Annotated in this window: 16 protein-coding genes; 8 read left to right on the top strand and 8 right to left on the bottom strand. The window is 65.9% G+C overall.

Annotation, left to right across the window (positions count from 1 at the left end; translation table 11 throughout):
• Positions 1-196: 196 nt before the first annotated feature.
• Together AC731_RS11905 and AC731_RS11900 are read right to left on the bottom strand one after the other, a co-directional pair.
• Positions 197-2,155, bottom strand: coding sequence for a bifunctional diguanylate cyclase/phosphodiesterase (locus tag AC731_RS11905; RefSeq protein WP_048706298.1), 1,959 nt, complete (start codon positions 2,153-2,155; stop codon positions 197-199).
• A 37-nt stretch (positions 2,156-2,192) separates the two neighbouring features.
• Positions 2,193-2,906 (bottom strand): transglutaminase-like cysteine peptidase, encoded by a 714-nt coding sequence (locus AC731_RS11900; RefSeq protein ID WP_232435119.1) that lies wholly within the window; start codon positions 2,904-2,906, stop codon positions 2,193-2,195.
• A 210-nt stretch (positions 2,907-3,116) separates the two neighbouring features.
• Here AC731_RS11900 and AC731_RS11895 point away from each other — a divergent pair, with 210 nt between their 5' ends.
• Positions 3,117-4,577 carry a TolC family outer membrane protein gene (locus AC731_RS11895; RefSeq protein WP_048706297.1) on the top strand — a complete coding sequence of 487 codons (1,461 nt, stop codon included), beginning with the start codon at positions 3,117-3,119 and terminating at the stop codon, positions 4,575-4,577.
• 54 nt (positions 4,578-4,631) lie between these two features.
• Here AC731_RS11895 and AC731_RS11890 read toward each other — a convergent pair whose 3' ends face one another.
• Positions 4,632-5,414 carry an enoyl-CoA hydratase/isomerase family protein gene (locus AC731_RS11890; protein WP_048706296.1) on the bottom strand — a complete coding sequence of 261 codons (783 nt, stop codon included), beginning with the start codon at positions 5,412-5,414 and terminating at the stop codon, positions 4,632-4,634.
• Positions 5,415-5,579: 165 nt separating this feature from the next.
• On the opposite strand from AC731_RS11890, the gene AC731_RS11885 reads away from it, so the two are divergent.
• The 3 genes from AC731_RS11885 (at position 5,580) to paeA (ending at position 9,100) form a co-directional block, all read left to right on the top strand.
• Positions 5,580-5,900, top strand: coding sequence for a DUF485 domain-containing protein (locus AC731_RS11885; RefSeq protein WP_004263816.1), 321 nt, complete (start codon positions 5,580-5,582; stop codon positions 5,898-5,900).
• Complete coding sequence (locus AC731_RS11880; RefSeq protein WP_048706294.1) at positions 5,900-7,579, top strand: cation acetate symporter; 1,680 nt, start codon at positions 5,900-5,902, stop codon at positions 7,577-7,579. Before AC731_RS11885 ends, AC731_RS11880 begins: the two co-directional genes overlap by 1 nt.
• A 204-nt stretch (positions 7,580-7,783) precedes the next feature.
• Complete coding sequence (gene paeA / locus AC731_RS11875; protein WP_038012104.1) at positions 7,784-9,100, top strand: polyamine export protein PaeA; 1,317 nt, start codon at positions 7,784-7,786, stop codon at positions 9,098-9,100.
• 15 nt (positions 9,101-9,115) lie between these two features.
• Here the strand turns inward: paeA and AC731_RS11870 are convergent, their stop codons facing one another.
• A complete protein-coding gene (locus AC731_RS11870; RefSeq protein WP_004263804.1) occupies positions 9,116-9,781 on the bottom strand; it encodes a GntR family transcriptional regulator in 666 nt (221 codons plus the stop codon).
• A 368-nt stretch (positions 9,782-10,149) separates the two neighbouring features.
• Between AC731_RS11870 and scpA the strand changes: the two genes are divergently transcribed.
• The 4 genes from scpA (at position 10,150) to accC (ending at position 17,015) form a co-directional block, all read left to right on the top strand.
• A complete protein-coding gene (gene scpA, locus AC731_RS11865) occupies positions 10,150-12,315 on the top strand; it encodes a methylmalonyl-CoA mutase (protein ID WP_004263800.1) in 2,166 nt (721 codons plus the stop codon).
• Between the two features lie 76 nt (positions 12,316-12,391).
• A complete protein-coding gene (meaB, locus tag AC731_RS11860; protein ID WP_048706290.1) occupies positions 12,392-13,405 on the top strand; it encodes a methylmalonyl Co-A mutase-associated GTPase MeaB in 1,014 nt (337 codons plus the stop codon).
• A gap of 63 nt (positions 13,406-13,468) precedes the next feature.
• Entirely contained in the window at positions 13,469-15,001 is a 1,533-nt protein-coding gene (locus AC731_RS11855) for an acyl-CoA carboxylase subunit beta (RefSeq protein WP_048706289.1), read from the top strand.
• Positions 15,002-15,023: 22 nt separating this feature from the next.
• The gene (gene accC, locus AC731_RS11850) at positions 15,024-17,015 is read left to right on the top strand and encodes an acetyl-CoA carboxylase biotin carboxylase subunit (RefSeq protein WP_048706285.1); all 1,992 of its coding nucleotides are present in this window, start codon (positions 15,024-15,026) and stop codon (positions 17,013-17,015) included.
• A 129-nt stretch (positions 17,016-17,144) separates the two neighbouring features.
• On the opposite strand, the gene mnhG is transcribed toward accC, so the two are convergent.
• Genes mnhG through AC731_RS11830 form a run of 4 tightly spaced genes read right to left on the bottom strand, consistent with a single transcriptional unit; the run spans position 17,145 to position 19,940 of the window.
• Positions 17,145-17,507 (bottom strand): monovalent cation/H(+) antiporter subunit G, encoded by a 363-nt coding sequence (mnhG, locus tag AC731_RS11845; RefSeq protein ID WP_048706282.1) that lies wholly within the window; start codon positions 17,505-17,507, stop codon positions 17,145-17,147.
• The gene (locus tag AC731_RS11840) at positions 17,504-17,788 is read right to left on the bottom strand and encodes a K+/H+ antiporter subunit F (RefSeq protein ID WP_004258028.1); all 285 of its coding nucleotides are present in this window, start codon (positions 17,786-17,788) and stop codon (positions 17,504-17,506) included. Before AC731_RS11840 ends, mnhG begins: the two co-directional genes overlap by 4 nt.
• On the bottom strand, positions 17,785-18,309 hold the full coding sequence (locus AC731_RS11835) for a Na+/H+ antiporter subunit E (RefSeq protein WP_048706281.1): 525 nt from the start codon (positions 18,307-18,309) through the stop codon (positions 17,785-17,787). Before AC731_RS11835 ends, AC731_RS11840 begins: the two co-directional genes overlap by 4 nt.
• On the bottom strand, positions 18,306-19,940 hold the full coding sequence (locus AC731_RS11830) for a monovalent cation/H+ antiporter subunit D (protein ID WP_004258035.1): 1,635 nt from the start codon (positions 19,938-19,940) through the stop codon (positions 18,306-18,308). Before AC731_RS11830 ends, AC731_RS11835 begins: the two co-directional genes overlap by 4 nt.
• Positions 19,941-19,977 lie beyond the last annotated feature (37 nt).

Raw genomic sequence — 19,977 nt, 5'->3', positions numbered from 1 at the left:
CCAGGCGCCGTCGTGAAGTGCGGGCCGGAGGCCTGCGACGAGCAGAGTGAATCCATGCCCCGACAAGGGAATTTTCGCATGCGACTACCATCCGCAAGCGTGATCGTGTTCCTCGATGGCTCGAGAATGGGCCCCTGCCTGCAGGCCCGAAAGCGAGGCGCGGAGGCGCTTGCGCGGACGCGCTCCGCCCCCGGGCTTATTGCGAAGTCATGGCCTGGCCCGCCGGATCCCGCGACACGTCGCCGCTGGATCGACTGTTCTCGACAATCCGGGGGCCGGTCATGCCATCCAGTCCCAGATCGGCCAGCACCGACGCTTCGCCGTGACTGCTGACGCCTTCGGCAATCACTTTCAGCCCGATCGAGTGTGCGAGGGTACACACCCCCCGGACCAGGGCCTGGTTGCCCGGGTTGGCGTCGATGTCGCGGATGAAGGCAGCGCTGATCTTGATGTAGTCGAGTCCGAGATCGTGCAGTTCGGCGAAGCGTGCAACGTCCTCGCCGGCGTGCTTCAGTCCGATCTTGCAGCCGAGCGCGCTCAGCGCAACGCAGAGCATGCGGAACTCGATGGGGTAGCGCAGGGCGGAGCTTTCCTTCACGTCCACCCACAGTCGATGCGCGATGTGGCGGTGGGCCTTCAGGGTTGCGATGAAGTCCTCGCGGCCCCGGGTGCTGCTGAGCGCTTCGGTGGAAAGGTTGATCGCCAGTCCGGGGCCTGTCGGGTCGTCGGCCAGTGCGGCACACGCGCTTGCGACCACGCGCGCATCGATCTGCTCGATCTGGCCGCAGCGTGCCGCCCACGGCAGGAACTGGCCTGCGTTGAGCCAGCGGCCGGCCATTCGGAGGCGGACGGGGGACTCGAAATGCATCACGCGACCCGCCAGGTCGAGCACCGGAAAGCGATGCAGGGCGAGCCCGTCTTGTTCCAGGGCATCCACGATGGCCTGGCGCCAGTCGGCCACGCTGGTGTGCAGCGGTTGGTGCGCGTTTGCGAACACGGTGTGGGCGGCGCCGTCCACTTCCGCGCCGGCGAGTGCGCCATCTAGACGTGCCAGCAGGGTGCCGCGGGCCTCGCCGGTCGCGTAGCGAGCGGCCGCGGCACGGAGCTCCGCGCCCGGCAGCTCCTTGGCTGCAAGAGTGCGCAGTTGTGTGGTCAGAGTGTCGAGTGCGGCGATGCTGTCCTCGTCCTCGCCGAGGGTCAGCAGCGCGACCTCGGATGCATTCAGGCGCCCATGCTCGATCCGGTCGGCCGGGAGGGGGAAGGTGCGTAACGCGGCGGCGAGATGAACGAGTACTTCATCCACCTTCGCACGTCCCGCGAGCTGGTTCATCCCGGTCAGGTTGGAGATGCGAACGACGTAGATGAATCCGTTGGCGTCATCGCGAGACAGGGCGGCATCGAGCTGGTTCAGGAACTGCGAGCGGTTGAACAGGCCGGTGAGTTCGTCATGCTGCGTCTGGCGGCGTAGTTGTTCCAGCCTTTGCGATTCCTCGATCAGCATCGTGTGGATACGTCCGGACAATGAATTCATGGCGCGAACAACGCTGCGAAACTCCCGGGTGCGTGGCTCGGGCGTGGTGACGAAGCGACGGTTGCCGATGGCCTCCGCCTGTTCGACCATGCGTCCGAGGGGGCGGGTGACCAGTTTCAGCGCGAGTGTTCCGATGAGTCCCGTCAGCAGTCCGCCGCCAAGGAACCACCAGAGCAGTTGCACGGTTGCCGCCCAGAGCGAGTCGTAGGCGTAGTGGTCGTGCGTCTCGATCTGCAGCGTTCCGAACTGGCGCCAGCCGTCCTGAACCTGGGCGATGCCGGCACGGGTTTCTATCGGCACCATCGCCATGAACCAGTGCGGCGCTTTCGCCGTTCGTCCGTCGTACTTGCGTTCGACCAGCACTTCGCCGGTCGGACTCGTCAAGCGGATCTGGCGATAGTGCCCTGCATCGAACTGGGCCGAGATCTGAAGTTCGACGGTCACCGGGTCCTTGGGCATCTGCGACAGCGACAGCGCCAGCGAGGTGGCGTTGTCCATGTTCTTCACCGCCAGTTCCTGCTGCAGGTAGTGACGGGCCGACAGCGTGCTGACGATGAAGCTGCCGCCGAGCGACAGTAAGGTGATCAGGCTGATCGCCAGCCAGAGTTGCTTGATCAGGGACATGGGGCAAAGGCTCCGTGAGGATGCGTGTCGTGTCGGTTCATGGCTGGATCGCAAGGCCTTCCTGGCGTGCGCGCTCGAGCACGTCGCGCCAGCGCGACAGGCGAGCGGTGGGGTCAGCGGACGACTGCTGCGCGCCGGCGACCCACAGGCCGTCGCCGTTGAAGCTGAAGACCGGGAACAGATCCGGCCGCCGTGCCGCGGGCCGGATGTCGCGGATGAGGTTGTCGAGGATGAGCGGCTCGTCGGCGGGGCTCGGGAAATAGCCCAGCACCATGTGCGCCTGCGAAACGCTGCTGTTGGCGCCGCCGATGCGGGCGCGCACGTAGATCAGGCGCAGGCGCTCGTCGGCAATGCCGAGCAGGCGCAGCGTCATGTATTTGGCGATGGCGAAGTCCTCGCAGTCGCCCGCACTGCGGGCCAGCGTCTCGAGTGGGGTGGCCCAGTAGTCCGCCGTGCGCCAGACCAGGAGGTCGTCGTCGAAGCTGACCCGCGCGTTGAAGAAGGCGTTCACGCGGGCGAGCTTCTGTTCGTCGGGCAGATCCCGCGCCTCTCCGACCAGTCGCCGCCAGGCGTTGACCGACTCCACAGCGGTTTCGCCGTAACGCTGGGCGGCGACTTGCTGCATGCGGTCGAACTCGGGCAGGGCCAGTGCAACGCAGGCGACGATGCCGCAGCACAACGCGCACAGCCGTGCCGCGAGCGCAGGCGACGCTGGCGGAGGCGGACGATGGGCGAGAGGGCGTGAAGGCATGGACGGGCGCGGGTTTAGTGCCCGGAATTATCCTGCATTGCTTGTCGCTCGGGACGTTCGCCCGCCGCACATGTTCGCCTGCCCGATAACTAGTTGGCAGTCGGGGCGATGCCGACGGGCTATTATTCGGCCCCGAAGCAATAGTGGACGAGATGTGTCGTCAGCCGGCGCCGGTCGCACTTTGTCGAACATCCAGAGGAACAATAACCCATGCAGAATCTTCGCTCCCTGTTGTCGCTCGCCCTGCTTGCGGTGCTGCCCTCGCTGGCCGCAGCCCAGTTGCCGCCGCAGTTGCCGCCGCAGTTGCGCGATGCCGCGCGCCAGGCCGTCGTGTCGAACCCCGAGGTACAGGCCCGCTGGAACGCGTTCAGGGCGGCGGAGGCCGAACAGGACGTCGCCCGCGGCGGTTTCCTGCCGCAGGTGGATCTGACTGCCGGCGTGGGGCGTGAGCGCCTCCGGCAGCCGGGCGAGTCGACCGAGAGTTTCAACCGTCGAGGCGCGGTGCTGTCGCTCAACCAGATGGTCTACGACGGCTTCTTCACACGTAACGAAGTCAAGCGACTGGGGCATGCCCGGCTGGTGCGCTACCACGAACTGGTCGACGCGTCGGAGTCGGCTGCGCTCGAGGCGGTTCGTGCCTACGCCGACGTGCTCCGCTACCGCGAGCAGGTGACGCTCGCCAAACAGAACTACGTCGAGCACAAGCGGGTGCACGACCAGATCGCGGAGCGCGCGAACGCGGGCGTCGGCCGGCGTGTCGATCTGGAGCAGGCGACCGGCCGTCTGGCGCTGGCCGAATCCAACCTGCTGACCGAGGTGTCGAACCTGCACGATGTCAGCGCGCGCTACCTGCGCATCGTCGGCGCCGCGCCGGCCGACACGCTGGCGCCGATGCCCGAATCGATCGGCGCCAGCCTGATTCCGGCTTCGGCGGGGGATGCCTTGCGTGCCGCGCTGAGCACCAACGCGGCGCTCAACGCTGCGGTGGAAAACGTCCGTGCCGGGCAGGCGCAGGTGGATAGTCGTCGGGCGGCCAATCAGCCGCGTCTCGACCTGCGTGCCCGTCAGGCCGTGGATCGCAATCTCGATGGTGTGAACGGCACCACGCGCGAAGGCGTGGTCGAACTCGTCCTGAACTACAACCTGTACCGCGGCGGTGCGGATCAGGCGCGCATCCGCCAGGCTGCCGATGAGCTGAACCTGTCCAAGGACCTGCGCGAGAAGGCCTGCCGCGACCTGCGTCAGACCCTGTCCATCGCCTACAACGACAGTCAGCGCCTGAGCGAGCAGCTGGGCTATCTCGACCAGCACCAGCTGTCGATCGAGAAGGCGCGCGAGGCTTACCGGCGCCAGTTCGACATCGGCCAGCGCACGCTGCTCGACCTGCTCGACACCGAGAACGAGTACTTCCAGGCCCGGCGTGCTTACGTGAATGCCCGCTACGATCTCGTGCTGGCGCAAGCTCGCACGCTCGCCGGCATGGGGACGCTGATGCGTGCGCTCGACGTTGCGCGCGAGGACATGCCGACCCAGGCCGAACTCGGCGCGGAGCAGGAAGTCCTGGATCCGGCCTCGATCTGCCCGCCCGAGGCGCCGACGCCGCTCGAGATCGACAAGAAGGCGCTGTTCGAGGAAGCGCTGCGGGAGGCGGGCGCGTCCCCCGCGCGCTGACCCGGTCCGTTCCCGTCCCGCCCCGGCTTCACGACGGCGGGCGGGGCGCGCCGTTCAGCGTCCCTTGAACACGGGGGAGCGCTTGGCGAGGAAGGCGTCCAGCCCTTCGCGGTAGTCCTCGGTGGCGAGGAAGTCGAATGCCTGGCGCTTCTCGTCCTCGGTGAGCGGTGCTCCCGTCATCAGCCGCTTCACCCATTGCTTGTGCCAGCGCGCCACCAGCGGCGCGCCCGCGCAGATGCGCCTTGCACAGGCAGCAGCCTCGTCGAACACCTGCTCGTCGTCGACCACACGCGACAGCAGGCCCTTCTGCAGCGCCTCGCGCGCGCTCAGGATGCGCCCCTCCAGCAGGATTTCCAGGATCACCGCGGGGCCGACCAGCGCCAACAGGCCGGCCATCTCGCCCGGATACATCGAGAAGCCCAGGCGGTTGATCGGCGCCCCGAAACGCGAGGATTCGCCGGCGATGCGGATATCGCAGCAGCCGGCGATCTCGAGTCCGCCGCCAATGCAGGCGCCGCGAATGGCGGCCACGGTCGGGACCGTGCAGTCGCGGATGGCATCCAGCGCATTGGCGACGAGTTCCTCGTGATAGTGCAGGGCATCCTCCACCGTGGCACGCACGGTCAGGAACTCCTCGATGTCGCCGCCGGCCGCGAAGGCCTCCTCGCCGGCGCCGCGCAGGATCACGCAGCGTACCTCCGGGGTGTCGGCGACGCGTCGCAGCGCGGCGGAGAGGCCACGCCACATCGCGGCGTTGACCGCGTTGAGCTTGCCCGGATTGTGCAGGGTGACGGTGGCGATGCCGTCGGCGAGGTCGAACGCAATCTTTGATTCCATGCGGTTTCTGGATAAAAAGATAAAAAATTTCCATACGGACATGTATGGAGTCTTATCGATGATATATCATTCATTAATCCGAACGGCTGCGTCAGACGGCTCGTCGGAAAAAGGAGGGTGGAGGGGTGGCGTTTTCAACGTTGCTTTTCCTTGAGGAGGGAGAAAGTGTCTAGCTCTGTCTATGCGCACATCAGGCGCAATCCGCGCTTTGCGGAACTGGTGGCCAAGCGCACCCGCTTTGCAGGCCTGCTCGCGGCCGTCGTGCTGGTGGTTTTCTATGGCTTCGTGCTGCTCGTGGCCTTCGCGCCCGAGCTGATCGGCAAGCGCCTGTTCGAGGGCAGCAACCTGACCTTCGGTATCCTCGCCGGCCTGCTGCAGTTCATCTTCTTCTGGGTCCTGACCCTGGTGTATGTGCGTCGCGCCAACGGCGAATTCGACGACATCAACAAGGAACTCGTCCAGGCTGCATGGAAGGCGGAAAAATGATGAACAGCAAACTCGTATCCCGCCTCGGCGCGGGCCTGCTGTCGCTCGCCGTTTCGGTGCCCGTGCTTGCAGCCGGCCCCGCGATGGACGCGATGCAGAAGCAGCCGCTCAACCTGCACGCGATCGCGATGTTCTTCGTGTTCGTGCTGCTGACCCTGGGGATCACCTACTGGGCGGCCAGCCGCACCAAGTCGGCATCTGATTTCTACACGGCCGGGGGTGGCATCACCGGTTTCCAGAACGGCCTTGCCATCGCGGGTGACTACATGTCGGCCGCCACGCTGCTGGGTCTGACGGCGATGATGTACATGCAGGGCGTCGATGCCTACATCTACATGCTGTCCTTCTTCGTCGGCTGGCCGATCATCCTGTTCCTGATGGCCGAGCGCCTGCGCAACCTGGGCAAGTTCACCTTCGCCGACATCACCGCCTACCGCCTCAACCAGGGCAAGGTGCGCACGATGGCGGCAATCAGCTCGCTGACCGTGGTGTGCTTCTACCTGGTGGCACAGATGGTCGGTGCCGGCCAGCTGATCAAGCTGCTGTTCGGCCTGGACTACAACGTCGCGCTGGTCGTCGTCGGCGCGCTGATGATGGTCTATGTCACCTTCGGCGGCATGGTCGCCACCACCTGGGTGCAGATCATCAAGGCCTGCATGCTGCTGATCGGCGGCACGGCTGTGGGCGTGCTGGCCTTCAGCGAGTTCAACTTCAGCTTCGAGGAACTGACCAACCGCGCGATGGAAGTGCACAAGCTGGGCGAGAAGCTGCTGAACCCGGGCAGCCTGCTCGCCGATCCGGTCACCGCCATCTCGCTCGGTCTGGGCCTGATGTTCGGTACCGCAGGCCTGCCGCACATCCTGATGCGCTTCTTCACCGTGACCGACGCCAAGGAAGCTCGCAAGTCGGTGCTCTATGCTTCGGGCATCGTGGCCTACTTCTTCAACGTCATCGCCATCATGGGTCTGTGCGCGATCATCATCGTCGGCCAGAACCCGCAGTTCTTCGAAGGCGGCGAGATCGGCGGCAAGGTCGTCGGCGGCGGCAACATGATCGCCATGCACCTGGCCAATGCGGTCGGCGGCAACCTGCTGCTCGGCTTCCTGTCGGCCGTGGCCTTCGCGACCATCCTCGCGGTGGTGGCGGGTCTGGCGCTGGCGGGAGCCTCGGCGATCTCGCACGACATCTACTCGCGCGTGATCATGAAGGGCAAGGCGGACGAGGCGAAGGAGCTGCGCGTGTCCAAGTACGCCACCATCTGCCTCGGCGTCGTGGCGGTGCTGCTGGGCATGGCCTTCGAGAAGATGAACATCGCGTTCATGGTCGCGTTGGCCTTCGGTGTGGCGGCTTCGGCCAACTTCCCGGTGCTGATCCTGTCGATGTACTGGAAGGGGCTGACCACCAAGGGCGCGCTGGCCGGCGGCTACCTGGGTCTCTTCAGCGCGGTGACTTTCGTCCTGCTGTCGAAGTCGGTGTGGGTTGACGTGCTCGGCTTCACCTCGGCGATCTTCCCCTATACCCAGCCTGCGCTGTTCTCGATGCCGATCGCCTTCCTCGCCACCATCCTGGTGTCGAAGATGGACAGCAGCACCGCGGCGAAGGCCGAGATCGAAGCCTTCGAGGACCAGTACGTGCGCGCCCAGACGGGCGTCGGGGCGGCTACCGCGGCCTCGCACTGATCGCCGTATCGCCGCGAGGTGGTTTGCCACCCCGCGGCATTCATCGAGAACCCCGCCCGACAGCGATGTCCGGCGGGGTTTTTCCTTTCGTCCGGCAGGGGCCGGCAACGCGGGGGCGGTGGGGCCGAAATGGCGAAGTGATAGACTCCGGGGTGTTGTCCTGCGGTTTTGCCTTCCGGCGGGCCCCATCCCAAAGGAGTCCTTGTGTTGCTCGATCAGTTGTTCATCATCCTGCTGCTGATTGCAGTCAGTGCCTTTTTCTCGATGTCGGAGATCTCGCTCGCCGCCTCGCGCAAGATCAAGCTGCGCCTGATGGCCGAGGGCGGACACACGAACGCGCAGCGCGTACTCGCCCTGCAGGACAGTCCGGGCAACTTCTTCACCGTGGTGCAGATCGGTCTCAACGCGGTGGCCATCCTCGGCGGCATCGTCGGCGAGCAGGCGTTGTCGCCCCATGTCGCCGACCTGCTGCGGCCGCTCTACGACGGCCCCTTGCTCGGTACGCTGAGCTTCGTGCTGTCCTTCGTGTTCGTGACCTCGCTGTTCGTGCTCTTTGCCGACCTGATGCCCAAGCGCCTGGCGATGGTGCAGCCCGAGCGCATCGCCGTCGGCGTCGTGCGGCCAATGCAGATCTGCATGTGGATCTTCGCGCCGCTCGTGTGGGTCTTCAGCAGCGTGGCCGACCTCCTGTTCCGCTGGCTCAAGGTGCCGAGCAAGCGCACCGAGGACATCACCGCGGCCGACATCGTCGCGATGGCTGATGCCGGGGCGCAGACCGGTGCGCTGCTGCGCCAGGAGCAGTATCTGATCAGCAATGTCTTCGAGCTGGACGCGCGCATCGTGCCGTCGGCGATGACCGCGCGCGAGAGCATCGTCTTCCTGACCTTGTCCGAGTCCGAGGAGAGCATCCGGCGCAAGATCGCCGAGCACCCGCATGGCAAGTTCCCGGTCTGCGAGGATGGCATCGACAGCGTGATCGGTTATGTCGACGCGAAGGACATCCTGCCGCGGATCGTGCAGGGACAGGACTTGTCGCTGCGCACCCAGCCCATCGTGCGCAAGATCCTGATGCTGCCCGACTCGCTGACGCTGTTCGAGGCGCTCGAGCGCTTCCGCGACGCGAAGGAGGACTTCGCTCTCGTCATCAACGAGTATGCCCTGGTGGTGGGGCTGCTTTCGCTGCAGGACGTCATGAACACGGTGATGGGCGACCTCGTCAGCCCCTTCCAGGAGGAGCTGATCGTGCGCCGTGACGACAACTCCTGGCTGATCGACGGCGTCACGCCGATCGAGGACGTGATGCAGGCGCTCGACATCGAGGTGTTCGAAGGCTTCCAGAACTACGAGACGGTGGCTGGCTTCCTGATGTACCGCCTGCGCAAGGTGCCCAAGCGGACCGATTTCGTGGTGTACGAGGGCTACAAGTTCGAGGTTGTCGACATCGACAATTACCGCATCGACCAGGTGCTGGTGACGCGCGAGGGCGCGAGCGAAGCGAGGACCGCTGCCGTACCGGCCTGAGGGGCTCGAGGGCGGTCAGGCAGCGCGTGTCTTGGCGATCCGCGCCAGTGCCTGGCGACCGCTGCGGATGTGCTCGCGCATGCGCGCCTCGGCCGCCGCGGGGTCGCGGGCGAGCAGGGCGTCGAGGATGCCACGGTGTTCCGCCAGTGACTGCTCCAGCCGCCCCTCCGAGAACAGCGAATGGTGGCGCGACAGCTTGATGACCTTGCGCAGGTCCTCGATGACGTGCAGCAGCCAGCGGTTGTCGGCGATTTCCTGGATCGCGTGGTGGAAGGCCTGGTTGGCCTCGAAGAAGCCATTGATGTCGTTTGCCGCGGCAGCCTTCTCCAGATCGACATGGATGGCCTGCAGGCGCTCCAGGTCGGCCTTGCTGGCGTGCTCCGTGCTCGCGCGCGCGCACTCGCCTTCCAGCATCGACATCACGCTGAACACCTCGTCGAGATCCCGTTCGGAGATCTCGGTCACGTAACAGCCGCGGCGCGGCTTGAGCGTCACGAGGCCTTCCGAGGCCAGAACCTTGAGCGCCTCGCGCAGCGGCGTGCGCGAGATTCCGTACTGCTCGGCCAGCGCCTGCTCGTCCACCCAGGTGCCCGGGGGGAGTTCGTGCGAAAAGATCCGTTCGCGCAGGCGTTCGGCGACTTCCTGGTACAGGGCGAGGGGAGCGATGCGGGATGCGTTCATGAGCAAGGTGTGGTGTGAGCAGGGCGCGCCTGTCTGAATCCGTGGGCCGTCATTTCTGCACTGTCGGTAAGGATTGCGTTCATAATTATGGATAAAGTATTATTTTGTCGATGCAACAAGTCAACTTCCTTCGCGCTGCGCGGCGTGGGAGGCGTCGGGCGACAGCCCGGCGAACAGGAGAGGGGCCGCGCGGCGTGACGGAGCGTCGACGACCGCTCGTGGCAGCACGCCACGGGCGGTTTCGTCGCCGTCCGGGCGTGTAGCGGGTCCGTCTGTGCAAGACGGCCGGCGCCGCCAGACGATGCCGTCGTGACCTGATGTCGAAATTGAACTGCCGCGCCAGCGGCGCCTGATGCCAAGAGGTTTCCATGTCGAACGCCAACGAGCCGACCTATCCCCAGCCCGATCTCGAGGCCTGGAACAAAGCCGCCGCCAAGCATTCCCCCGGGGGTGATGTCGAGAAGCTCAACTGGATCACGCCCGAAGGCCTGACGGTCAAGCCGCTGTACACCAAGGCCGACACCGAGGGTCTCAAGCATGCCGATACGCTGCCGGGCTTCGAGCCCTTTCTGCGCGGTCCGCAACCCACCATGTACGCGGTCAAGCCGTGGACCATCCGCCAGTACGCCGGCTTCTCGACGGCCGAGGCGTCCAACGCCTTCTACCGCAAGGCGCTGGCCGCCGGCGGCCAGGGCGTGTCGGTGGCTTTCGATCTGGCCACGCACCGCGGCTACGACTCCGACCATCCGCGCGTCACAGGTGACGTCGGCAAGGCCGGCGTGGCGATCGACTCGGTCGAAGACATGAAGATCCTGTTCGACAGCATCCCGCTCGACAAGATCTCCGTCTCGATGACCATGAACGGCGCCGTGCTGCCCATCCTCGCCGGCTACATCGTCGCCGCCGAGGAGCAGGGTGTCAGCCAGGACAAGCTCTCGGGCACGATCCAGAACGACATCCTCAAAGAATTCATGGTGCGGAACACCTACATCTATCCGCCCACCCCGTCGATGAAGATCATCGCCGACATCTTCGGCTACACCGCGCAGCACATGCCGAAGTTCAACAGCATCTCGATCTCCGGCTATCACATCCAGGAAGCAGGCGCGAACCAGGCCATCGAACTGGCGTTCACGCTGGCGGACGGCCTCGAGTACGTGCGTACCGGCATCGCCAGCGGCATGGACGTCGACACCTTCGCCGGCCGCCTGTCCTTCTTCTGGGCGGTGGGCATGAACTTCTACCTCGAGATCGCCAAGATGCGCGCCGCGCGTCTGCTGTGGTGGCGCATCATGAAGCAGTTCAACCCGAAGAGCCCCAAGTCGATGATGCTGCGCACGCACTCGCAGACCTCGGGCTGGTCGCTCACCGAGCAGGACCCGTACAACAACGTCGTGCGCACCACCATCGAGGCGATGGCGGCGGTGTTCGGCGGCACCCAGTCGCTGCACACCAACGCGCTCGACGAAGCGATCGCGCTGCCGACCGAGTTCTCCGCGCGCATCGCGCGCAACACCCAGATCATCATCCAGGAAGAGACCCACATCTGTAACGTCGTCGACCCGTGGGCCGGTTCCTACATGATGGAGAAGCTCACCCAGGACATGGCCGACAAGGCCTGGGCGCTGATCGAGGAGATCGAGGCCATGGGCGGCATGACCAAGGCGGTCGAGTCCGGCTGGGCCAAGATGAAGGTCGAGGAGTGTGCTGCCGACAAGCAGGCGCGCATCGATTCGGGCAAGGACGTCATCGTCGGCGTCAACAAGTACAAGCTGGCCAAGGAAGATCCGATCGAGATCCTCGACATCGACAACCATGCGGTGCGCGAGGCCCAGATCGAGCGCCTCGCGCGCGTGCGCAAGATGCGCGACCAGGCCGCGGTCGACGCTGCACTGGCGGCACTGACCGAATGCGCGAAGACCGGCCAGGGCAACCTGCTGGACCTGACCGTCAAGGCCATCCGCCTGCGCGCCACCGTGGGCGAGGTGTCCGACGCGCTCGAGGTCGTCTTCGGCCGCTATCGTGCCAACCCGCAAGCCGTGTCCGGCGTGTATGGAGCGGTTGTGGAAGAACAGGAAGACTGGAAGGCCCTGAAGGCCGACATCGAAGCCTTCGTCGCCGAAGAGGGTCGCCGCCCGCGCGTGATGATCGCCAAGCTCGGCCAGGACGGCCACGACCGCGGCGCCAAGGTGGTGGCTTCGGCCTTTGCCGACCTCGGTTTCGACATCGACATCGGCCCGCTCTTCCAGACCCCGGAAGAAGCCGCCCGCCACGCGGTCGAGAACGACGTCCACGCGGTCGGCTGCTCCAGCCTTGCCGCCGGTCACAAGACGCTGGTGCCGCAGATCGTCAATGAGCTCAAGCGCCTCGGCGCCGACGACATCATCACCTTCGTCGGTGGCGTGATTCCGGCCCAGGACTACGACACGCTGTACGCCGCTGGCGCCAAGGGCATCTTCGGCCCCGGCACGCCGATCCCGGCCGCCGCGCGCGAAGTGCTGAAGCAGATCCGCGCCGCGCGCAAGGCCGCTTGAGTTCGCGCCATTCCCGGCCCCGTGCGGTGCGTCCGCCGTGCGGGGTCGTGCGCCACACCGCGCAATCCGTGTCCCGATGCCGATGAACAGACCCGAACTCCCGTCCGTAGCGCAACCCGAGCTCGATGCCGCCGACCGCAGCCTCGTCGAGGGCGTGCTTGCGCGTCAGTTGCGACCGCTGGCCAAGACCATCACGCTGGTCGAATCGCAGCGCGAGGACCACAAGCTGCGTGCCCAGCGCGTGCTCGAGGCGCTGCTGCCGCATACCGGCGGTGCCATGCGGGTGGGCATTTCCGGCGTGCCCGGCGTGGGCAAGTCGACCTTCATCGAGGCGCTCGGGCTGTACCTGATCGAGCAGGGCCTGCGCGTGGCCGTGCTGGCGGTGGACCCGTCCTCGTCGGTGACGGGCGGCTCCATCCTCGGCGACAAGACGCGCATGGAGCTGCTCAGCCAGAACACCGGCGCCTTCATCCGCCCGAGCCCTTCGGCCTGCAGCCTGGGCGGCGTGGCCGAGAAGACGCGGGAGTCGATGCTGGTGTGCGAGGCCGCGGGCTTCGACGTCATCATCATCGAGACCGTCGGCGTGGGTCAGAGCGAAACGGCGGTGGCCGGCATGGCCGACATCTTCTGCCTGCTGCAGCTGCCCAACGCCGGTGACGACCTGCAGGCGATCAAGAAGGGGATCATGGAGATCGCCGACCTGATCGTCATCAACAAGGCCGACATCGATCCCGCGGCGGCGATGCGCGCCAAGTCGCAGATCAAGACCGCGCTGCACATGCTGCGTCCGGCAAGTCCGAACTGGACCGTGCCGGTGCTGACGCTGTCGGCGCTGAGGAAGGAAGGCATCGCCGAGTTCTGGAACACGGTGATGGCTTACCGCAAGGCGCTGACCGCGTCGGGCGAACTCGACGCCAAGCGCCGCCACCAGGCGCTGGCCTGGATGTGGGAACTGATCGATTCCGGACTGCGCAGCCGTTTCCGCAGCCATCCACAGGTGAAGGACGAACTGCCGGCGCTGGCGCGGGCGGTGGAAGAGGGCAGCACCACGCCCTCGATCGCCGCATTGCGCCTGCTCGGCCATCTATGAATCACATCAAGGGCCCGTGCCGGTCGCGGGCCGACAATCCCAGGATCTGACAGGAGATCATCAATGCACGACATCATTCGTCAGCTGGAGGAGAAGCGCGAGAAGGCCCGCCTCGGTGGTGGCCAGAAGCGCATCGACGCTCAGCACGCCAAGGGCAAGCTCACCGCGCGCGAACGTATCCAGTTGCTGCTCGACGACGACAGCTTTGAAGAATGGGACATGTTCAAGGAGCACCGCTGCAACGAGTTCGGCATGAACGCCGACCACATTCCGGGTGACGGCGTGGTGGTGGGTTACGGCACGATCAATGGCCGTCTGGTGTTCGTGTTCTCGCAGGACTTCACCGTGTTCGGCGGCTCGCTGTCCGAGACCCACGCCGAGAAGATCTGCAAGGTCATGGACCACGCGATGAAGGTCGGCGCGCCGGTGATCGGCCTCAACGACTCGGGCGGTGCGCGCATCCAGGAAGGCGTGGATTCGCTGGGCGGCTACGCCGACGTGTTCCAGCGCAACGTGCTGGCCTCGGGCGTGGTGCCGCAGATCTCGCTGATCATGGGGCCGTGCGCCGGCGGCGCGGTGTATTCGCCGTCGATGACCGACTTCATCTTCATGGTCAAGGACTCGTCCTACATGTTCGTGACCGGTCCGGAAGTGGTGAAGACCGTGACCCACGAGGAAGTGACCGCCGAGGAACTGGGCGGTGCCGTCACCCACACGAGCAAGTCGGGCGTGGCCGACCTCGCGTTCGAGAACGACGTCGAGGCGCTGATGATGACCCGCCGCCTGGTCGGCTTCATCCCCGCCAGCAACCGCGAGAAGCCGCCGGTCGTGCCCTGCGTCGATCCGGCCGACCGTCTGGATTACTCGCTCGATACCCTGGTGCCGGACAACCCCAACCAGCCGTACGACATGAAGGAGCTGATCATCAAGATGGTCGATGACGGCGACTTCTTCGAACTGCAGCCGGACTACGCCAGGAACATCATCATCGGTTTCGCGCGCATGGAAGGCGCCCCGGTGGGTATCGTCGCCAACCAGCCGCTGGTGCTGGCCGGCTGCCTGGACATCAAGAGCTCGATCAAGGCCGCGCGCTTCGTGCGCTTCTGCGACGCCTTCAACATCCCGGTCGTCACGCTGGTCGACGTCCCCGGCTTCATGCCCGGCACCGCGCAGGAATACGGCGGCATCATCAAGCACGGCGCCAAGCTGCTGTACGCCTACGCCGAATGCACCGTGCCGAAGGTCACCCTCATCACCCGCAAGGCCTACGGCGGCGCCTACGACGTGATGTCGTCCAAGCATCTGCGCGGCGACGTCAACTTCGCCTGGCCGAGCGCCGAGATCGCGGTGATGGGGCCGAAGGGTGCGGTGGAGATCATCTTCCGCGAGGAAAAGAACGACCCGGCCAAGATCGCCGAGCGCGAGGCCGAGTACAAGCGCCGCTTCGCCAACCCCTTCGTGGCCGGCGCGCGTGGCTTCATCGACGACGTGATCATGCCGCACGAGACCCGCAAGCGCGTGTGCCGTTCGCTGGCGATGCTCAAGGACAAGGAACTGGAAAACCCGTGGCGCAAGCACGGCAACATCCCGCTCTGATCCGCGCACGAGGAATACATACATGTTCAAGAAGATCCTGATTGCAAACCGCGGCGAGATCGCCTGCCGCGTCATCAAGACCGCCCGCAAGATGGGCATCAAGACCGTCGCCGTGCATTCGGAAGCGGACAAGGACGCGCTGTTCGTCGAGATGGCCGACGAGGCGGTGTGCATCGGCCCGGCGCCGTCCAAAGAGTCCTACCTGGTGATGGACAAGATCATCGCCGCCTGCAAGCAGACCGGCGCCGAAGCGGTGCACCCGGGCTACGGCTTCCTGTCGGAGAACGCGGAGTTCTCGCGCCGCCTGGAAGAGGAAGGCATCAAGTTCATCGGCCCGAAGCACTACTCGGTCGCCAAGATGGGCGACAAGATCGAGTCCAAGAAGCTGGCGATCGAAGCGGGCGTGAACACCATCCCCGGCTACAACGACGCGATCGCGGGACCCGACGAGGCCGTCGAGATCGCGAAGAAGATCGGCTATCCGGTGATGATCAAGGCCTCCGCCGGCGGTGGCGGCAAGGGGCTGCGCGTGGCCTTCAACGACAAGGAGGCCCACGAGGGCTTCGCCTCCTGCGTCAATGAAGCGAAGAACGCCTTCGGCGACGACCGCGTCTTCATCGAGAAGTACGTGCTCGAGCCGCGCCACATCGAGATCCAGGTGCTGGGCGACTCGCATGGCAACTACGTCTATCTGAACGAGCGCGACTGCTCGATCCAGCGCCGTCACCAGAAGGTCATCGAGGAGGCGCCGAGCCCCTTCGTCGATCCGGCGATGCGCAAGGCGATGGGCGAGCAGGCCGTGGCGCTGGCACGCGCGGTGAACTACGAGTCGGCCGGTACGGTCGAGTTCGTGGTCAGCGGCGCGACCAAGGAGTTCTACTTCCTGGAGATGAACACCCGCCTGCAGGTCGAGCACCCGGTCACCGAGCTGATCACCGGCCTCGACCTCGTCGAGCAGATGATCCGCGTCGCTTACGGCGAGAAGCTGCCGCTCACCCAGGCCGACGTGAAGATCGACGGCTGGTCGATGGAGTGCCGCATCAACGCCGAAGACCCGTTCCGCGGCTTCCTGCCTTCCACCGGTCGTCTGGTGAAGTTCCAGGCACCGCAGGAGGTCCCGGGCCAGGTGCGCGTCGACACCGGCGTGTATGAAGGCGGCGAGATCTCGATGTACTACGACTCGATGATCGCCAAGCTCATCGTGCACGGCAAGGACCGCCAGCAGGCCATCGAGCGCATGCGCGACGCGCTGAACCACTTCGTGATCCGTGGCATCAGCTCCAACATTCCCTTCCAGGCCGCGCTGCTGCAGCACCCGCGCTTCTGCTCGGGCAACTTCAACACCGGCTTCATCGCCGAGGAGTATCCGCAGGGCTTCGACGCCTCGATGGTGCCGCACGACGATCCGGCGCTGCTCGCCGCCGTCGCCACCTTCGCCCGCATGCGCTACATCGAGCGCGCGGTGCAGATCGAGGGCCAGCTTGCCGGCCACGGCCGCAAGGTCGCCAGCGAGTGGGTGGTGGTCATGGGCGGCAAGCAGTACGCGATGAGCACCCAGCCGATTGAAGGCGGGCTCGCCGTCTCCCATGAGGGCAGGACCTACAACATCGTCTCCGACTGGAAGTTCGGCGACCTGCTGTTCAGCGGCACCGTCAATGGCGCGCCAATCGGCCTGCAGATCGAGCGTCGCGGCCTGCGCTACCGCATCTCGCACTTCGGCCTGCAGGTCGAGCCGATGGTGATGACGGTGCGTGCCGCGCACCTGCTGTCGCTGATGCCCGCGAAGCTGCCGCCCGACATGTCGAAGTTCCTGCTGTCGCCGATGCCGGGCCTGCTGCGCGAGATCGCTGTGGCCGAAGGTCAGGAAGTGAAGGCGGGCGAGAAGCTCGCCGTCATCGAGGCGATGAAGATGGAGAACCTGCTCCGGGCCGAGCAGGACGGCAAGGTCAAGAAGATCGTCGCCAAGCCGGGCGCCAGCCTGTCGGTGGACGAGGTCATCATCGAGTTCGAGTGATCGAACCCATGAGACGTTTTTGATCGATGGGGAGGGAGATCCGGGCCTTGTGTCCGGGTGCCTGTCGAATCGGCGGGCCTGCGCGAGCAGGCCCGTTTTTTTTCTGCACGAAGCGCTCGAGGTTACGGATCAGTCCGGCTCTGGCGGCTGATCGCCGGTTGCGACCGGGTCGCGGTGGTTGCGAAGGTCCCGGTAGACGGCGGCGCGCATGATCAGCATGGCCACGACCGGCGCCGTCATCAGCACGAAGGCGCTGATCAGCAATTCGTGGATCACGAGGCGTGACTGCCCCACGGTGAAATACACCATCGAGGCGACGAGAATGCAGCCCGCGCCGAGGGTGGTCGTGATGGCGGGGCCGTGGATGCGCTGATAGAAGGTCTGCAGGCGCAGGAGGCCGAGCGTGCCGAGCAGCGTGATCAGTCCGCCCAGTACGAGCAGGATGGCCACCGGCACCGCGGCCCACCAGGGCAGGGATGCAACCGTGCTCATTCGATCACCTCGCCGCGCATCAGGAACTTGGCCAGCGCGATCGTCGACACGAAGCCGAGCAGGGCGATGATCAGCGCCGCCTCGAAATAGATCTGGCTGCCGTGACGGATGCCCAGCATCAGGGCGAGCACCATCGTGCACATCCACAGCGTGTCGAGCGCCAGCACGCGGTCCTGGGCCGAAGGCCCGATCAGCAGGCGCAGGGTGCACAGGATCATGGCAAGGATCACGCAGGCCAGCGCGAAGAGGATTGCCGCCGAAAGCAGCGTCACGGTCGTCATGCAGCTTCTCCCTGGCTTCTCGCGCCGGCCGACTCGAAGACCTCGATGATCGGCTGCTCGTAGCGCGTCTTGATCGTCTCCACCCACCACTGTGCATCGTGCAGGTCGAACACGTGCAGCAGCAGGTCGTGGCTGTCGGGCAGGAGTTCCACCCACACCGTACCCGGCGTGGAGTTGATGAGGCAGGACAGCAGGGCCAGGCCGTGCGGGCTGCGCAGGTCGAGCGGGATCCGGATGAACTGCGAGTTCACGTCGGCCGAGCGGCGCAGCAGGATGATCTGACTGACGTTGAAGCATGAGCGGACGATCTCGATCGCCGAGAACCACAGCAGCCGGAACAGCGCCAGCGGGCGGCGGAGCCGGGCATGGCCGTGGGGCTGCAGCGGACGCGCCAGCAGTGGCGCAATGATGCCGAGCACGCCGCCCAGCAGCCAGTGTGCGGCATCGACGCTCTGGTTGAGCAGCAGCCACGTCAGCAACAGGCAGACCGACAACAGCGGTGCGGGTAGCCAGCGTCTCATTGCGCGCCTCCTGCCGGTGCCCGCTGCACGGGCGGTTCGCCCAGCACGCGCGCGCTGTAATCGGTGCTGCGCAGCAGGCCGTTGGCGGTGCGCCCGAGGTAGTCGAACACCGCCCCCGCCTGCACCGTCAGCAGCACGCACGCCAACACCAGTGCGCCGACGGGCACGGCCTCGGAGAACTGCAGCCGCGGCGCGGTCACGGCGCCCGACGCCCAGAAGGTGCGCACACCCAGCCGCATCAGGGCAATAATCGCCGCTAGTCCGCCCAGCACCATCAGCGCGATGATCAGCCAGGTGGTGGCCGGCACCTCGCCCTGCGTCGCGCCCAGCATCGCGTGGAAGAGGCTGAACTTGGCGACGAAGCCCGACAGCGGCGGCATGCCGCTGATCACCAGCGCACATGCAGCGAAGCTCAGCCCGAGAAAGGTGAGGGTTCCCGGCATGCCGACGCCCACCGGGTCTTCCGGCTTGTCCTCGATGGCGAAGGCTTCCATGGTGATGGCGAGGAGCGCCGCGCCCGGCGGGCGGATGCGCTCGGTGAGTTCGATCAGCAGCATGAAGGCCGCCATTGCCAGCGTGGAACCGAGCAGGTAGTACAGCCCCGAGGCCAGCACCGCGCTGCCGGAATGGCCGATCACCACGAGCAGCGTGCCGGACGAGATGATCGCGCCGTAGCCCGCCATGCGCCCGCCGTCCTCGCTGGACAGCATGCCGACGGCACCGAACAGCAGGGTCGCGAGCCCGCCGACGGTCAGCGCCGCAAGGCCGAAGCCGGCGAGCGCGCTCGCTCCTTCGCCGCTGCCCTCGCCGAACACCGCCAGCCACACCCGCAGCACCGCATACACCCCCACCTTGGTCATCAGCACCAGCATCGCGCCGACCGGTGCGGAGGCGGACGCATAGGTGGTGGGGAGCCAGAACCCGAGCGGCCACATCGCGCCCTTGGTCAGGAAGGCGAGCGCCAGCACGGTGGCGCCGATCTGCAACAGCCAGGTGTCCTGGGCACCGAGGCCGCTCACGCGCGTCGCGAGGTCAGCGATGTTGAGCGTGCCCGAGGCCGCATAGATCAGCGACACGCCGATCAGGAACAGCAGCGAAGCGGCCAGGTTGATCGCGATGTACTGCATGCCGGCCTGGATGCGGCGCAGGTTGTAGCCGTGCAGCACCAGACCGTAGGACGCCGCCAGCATCACCTCGAAGAACACGAAGAGGTTGAACAGATCGTTGGTCAGGAAGGCGCCATTGAGCCCCATCAGCAGGAACTGGAACAGCGAGTGGAAATGCACGCCGACCCGGTCCCAGCGCCGTGCCGAGAACACCAGCACGGCCAGTGCGATGGTCGAGGTCAGCACCAGCATCAGCGCGGCAAGGCGGTCGACCATCAGCACGATGCCGAACGGCGCCGCCCAGTTCGAGGCGAGATACACGCCAATGCCATCCGGCCAGTGTTCCTGGTCCACCAGCACCAGCAGGGCGATCGCCACCCCCCACAGCAGCGCGCCGCTGGCGACGCTGAAGGCGAACTTCCGCGCGTGGCGCTTCTGGTTGACGGGGATCAGCAGCGCGCCGACCAGCAGCGGCAGCAGCACGGGGGCAATGATCAGGTGGTGCATCCAGGGCAGCGGGTTCATTGGACTACCCTCCTGTCGCTGCGCGACATCCTCCCCG

This window comes from Thauera humireducens (assembly GCF_001051995.2).
Classification (GTDB): Bacteria; Pseudomonadota; Gammaproteobacteria; order Burkholderiales; family Rhodocyclaceae; genus Thauera; species Thauera humireducens.
Note: the sequence above shows the minus strand (reverse complement) of the source record. Positions and strands in the feature narration are given on the sequence as shown.

Excerpts from the sequence above, each read along its gene's own strand:
- AC731_RS11905 (WP_048706298.1), bottom strand. The coding sequence starts at position 2,155 with ATGTCCCTGATCAAGCAACTCTGGCTGGCGATCAGCCTGATCACCTTA.
- AC731_RS11900 (WP_232435119.1), bottom strand. The coding sequence starts at position 2,906 with ATGCCTTCACGCCCTCTCGCCCATCGTCCGCCTCCGCCAGCGTCGCCT.
- AC731_RS11895 (WP_048706297.1), top strand. The coding sequence starts at position 3,117 with ATGCAGAATCTTCGCTCCCTGTTGTCGCTCGCCCTGCTTGCGGTGCTG.
- AC731_RS11890 (WP_048706296.1), bottom strand. The coding sequence starts at position 5,414 with ATGGAATCAAAGATTGCGTTCGACCTCGCCGACGGCATCGCCACCGTC.
- AC731_RS11880 (WP_048706294.1), top strand. The coding sequence starts at position 5,900 with ATGAACAGCAAACTCGTATCCCGCCTCGGCGCGGGCCTGCTGTCGCTC.
- AC731_RS11870 (WP_004263804.1), bottom strand. The coding sequence starts at position 9,781 with ATGAACGCATCCCGCATCGCTCCCCTCGCCCTGTACCAGGAAGTCGCC.
- scpA (WP_004263800.1), top strand. The coding sequence starts at position 10,150 with ATGTCGAACGCCAACGAGCCGACCTATCCCCAGCCCGATCTCGAGGCC.
- meaB (WP_048706290.1), top strand. The coding sequence starts at position 12,392 with ATGCCGATGAACAGACCCGAACTCCCGTCCGTAGCGCAACCCGAGCTC.
- AC731_RS11855 (WP_048706289.1), top strand. The coding sequence starts at position 13,469 with ATGCACGACATCATTCGTCAGCTGGAGGAGAAGCGCGAGAAGGCCCGC.
- accC (WP_048706285.1), top strand. The coding sequence starts at position 15,024 with ATGTTCAAGAAGATCCTGATTGCAAACCGCGGCGAGATCGCCTGCCGC.
- mnhG (WP_048706282.1), bottom strand. The coding sequence starts at position 17,507 with ATGAGCACGGTTGCATCCCTGCCCTGGTGGGCCGCGGTGCCGGTGGCC.
- AC731_RS11840 (WP_004258028.1), bottom strand. The coding sequence starts at position 17,788 with ATGACGACCGTGACGCTGCTTTCGGCGGCAATCCTCTTCGCGCTGGCC.
- AC731_RS11835 (WP_048706281.1), bottom strand. The coding sequence starts at position 18,309 with ATGAGACGCTGGCTACCCGCACCGCTGTTGTCGGTCTGCCTGTTGCTG.
- AC731_RS11830 (WP_004258035.1), bottom strand. The coding sequence starts at position 19,940 with ATGAACCCGCTGCCCTGGATGCACCACCTGATCATTGCCCCCGTGCTG.